Source organism: Bradyrhizobium sp. RD5-C2 (assembly GCF_019972155.1).
Lineage (GTDB): Bacteria > Pseudomonadota > Alphaproteobacteria > Rhizobiales > Xanthobacteraceae > Bradyrhizobium.
This window is the reverse complement of record NZ_BOVL01000031.1, coordinates 1-917: the sequence shown is the minus strand read 5'-3', so window position 1 is coordinate 917 and position 917 is coordinate 1. Positions and strand designations below refer to the sequence as shown.

Sequence of the window (917 nt, the reverse complement as noted above, 5' to 3'; positions counted from 1 at the left end):
GGACGGCGAAATCACCTGGGATCACGACCTGCCGCCGGGAGGCACACCCGAATTTCCGCGCTCGCCGATCGGATTTCACGACCCGGGTCAGGTCAGCGGCACGCCGTTGTTCGAAGCGGGCCGCTTCTTTCTCAAATTCCACAATCTGTGGACCGTCGAGGCGCCTGAAGGCTACGCGATCTACTTCACGCATCCCGTCAACCGCTTCGACCTGCCGTTCACCACGCTCAGCGGCCTGGTCAATTCGGACCTCTATACCGACAACTGGGTGCACTTCCCGGCGTACTGGCACGACCGGAATTTCCGAGGTGTCCTCCGCAAGGGGACTCCCATCGCGCAATGCATTCCGGTCAAGCGCGACGACTGGACTGCGCAGGCATCGTCATTCACCGCGGAAGAAGCCAAGCGCGTCGGCGAGTTCAGGGGTGAGCTCAAGCGACAGCCCAACCTCTACCGGAGAAACTTCAGGGCCTGAGGCGCGACGAGATTTCGTTCGATCCGCTCAGCCTGCTTCCCCGCCGAGGAATTTCGCAGCGTCGCTCTGCGCGAAGAAGAAGCGGCCACGCGATCCCGCGGCCATGACGAACGCCGCGCGTCCCAGAAGCTGGGGCTGACCACGAATGACGGAGCGCAGCGCCGCCTCGGCAGCGTCGCGCTCACCCTGCTCGAAGAGCGATGTGGCAAGGTAGGCGCGGGTCGAGCGATCGTCAGGGTACTGGGCGAGCACGCGGCGGAAAGCATCCGCGGCCGCGGCGTAGTCGCCATGCAGGATCAGGACCCGCCCGAGCTGGTTGAGAATATCGGGGCGTCCCGGCGCAGCATCGCGCGCGGCGGTCAGGACATGCGCAGCCCGCGCGAAGTCATCGGTATCATGCAGCAGCCGCCCGAGATCAAGCTTCAGATCGACGCTGTCGGGG

Annotated in this window: 2 protein-coding genes; one reads left to right on the top strand and one right to left on the bottom strand. The window is 64.9% G+C overall.

Annotated features, from left to right (window positions below):
• Positions 1–475: hypothetical protein (locus BraRD5C2_RS33560; RefSeq protein ID WP_223975716.1), on the top strand; the 475-nt coding region annotated here is incomplete at its 5' end.
• 27 nt (positions 476–502) lie between these two features.
• On the opposite strand, the gene BraRD5C2_RS33555 is transcribed toward BraRD5C2_RS33560, so the two are convergent.
• The coding region (locus BraRD5C2_RS33555) for a tetratricopeptide repeat protein (RefSeq protein ID WP_223975715.1) at positions 503–917 on the bottom strand (415 nt) is incomplete at its 5' end.